Annotated in this window: 1 protein-coding gene; it reads left to right on the forward strand. The window is 46.1% G+C overall.

The genetic code is table 11. The features are described 5' to 3' along the window. Window positions 1–93 precede the first annotated feature (93 nt). A complete protein-coding gene (locus tag HNR77_RS29880) occupies window positions 94–1,224 on the forward strand; it encodes an IS4 family transposase (protein WP_184191741.1) in 1,131 nt (376 codons plus the stop codon). The last annotated feature ends 21 nt before the right edge of the window (window positions 1,225–1,245 follow it).

Below are 1,245 nucleotides of genomic sequence, written 5' to 3' on the forward strand. Positions count from 1 at the left end.
CACGCGTGTTGAATAACCAATAAAAGGTAGAAAAAGAACCGCAACCTCGGTAAAATGTTTGTACCCCTACAAACTCCGAAAGGTGGCGGTTCCATGAAAAATTCTAACCGATTTCTCTCGTTTCTTCAATCCTTTCTCTCACCCGAAACAGTAGCACAGGCTGCTGAGAATGCAGGATATCAGGATACATCACGCCAATTTTCAGTTCATTGGTTACTCGGGTTTTGGACACTTTCCGCTGTGCATCGGTGGAAAAGTTACCGAAGTGGAGCGGACTTGGCCGAATCGGCAGGGCTTAAATCAGCTCATTATTCACGCATTTCAACGAAAGCGGCCGAAGTGCCTTATTCGCTGTTTAAAGCGTTATTTCATCGTTTGGTTTCGCAAAAGAATCGCCGTTTTCGTCGGCAGCTCGCTTTTCCTAAAGAGCTTCTTCTCATCGATTCGACCACGGTGACGGTAGGCGAAACTCGACTGCCTTGGGCGCCATACCATGGCAAAAGAGCAGGGGTCAAGCTTCATGTTGCCCTTCGAGAAACGGAGCATGTACCTGAAAAGGTCGTAGAAACGATTGGATCACTTCATGATGGACCCCTTTCAGAGCAACTCGTGCATCCCGATTTTATTATGATCATGGATCGAGCCTATGGAAAACTGGAGCGACTGGATCGCTTCAAAACGAGCAAGCAGTCTTATGTAGTCAGGCTCCGCGATAACGTTAATTTGCACGAGCCTCGCTCTCTCCGTAGACATCCATCGGAGGAATCGAATGTGATCCGGGACATCTCATGCCAGCTAGGTACGCCCCAAAATCGAAGCCAGGAACGTCACCGGGTGGTGGTTTTTAAGGATTACGAGGGTCGAGAAATTCGAGTGGCTACGGACTTAATGGAAGTCAGCGGTGAGCAAATTGCACAAATGTATAAAGCCCGCTGGGAAATCGAAGTCTTTTTCCGTTGGATCAAGCAAAATCTGAATGTGCCTACCTTATTTGGAACCACGGAAAACGCCGTTTATGGTCAGTTGTACGGTGCTTTAATCGCTTATGTGATCCTCAAAAGCCTCTTTGAGTCGGCAAAAATGAACGTACCTAAGCATGTGGAGCTTTCATTTATTCGATTTTTTCGTTTGTTCCTTACGGAACAATTACCCGCCGAATGGCGACTGGTGATGCAACATGAACATTTTTTAAGTTCGGTGTTTCAGCAAAATAAATTTACATAAATTAGATATTCAACACGCGTG

Origin of the sequence: Paenibacillus sp. JGP012 (genome assembly GCF_014203995.1) — a bacterium.
GTDB classification, from domain to species: domain Bacteria; phylum Bacillota; class Bacilli; order Paenibacillales; family Paenibacillaceae; genus Paenibacillus; species Paenibacillus silvae.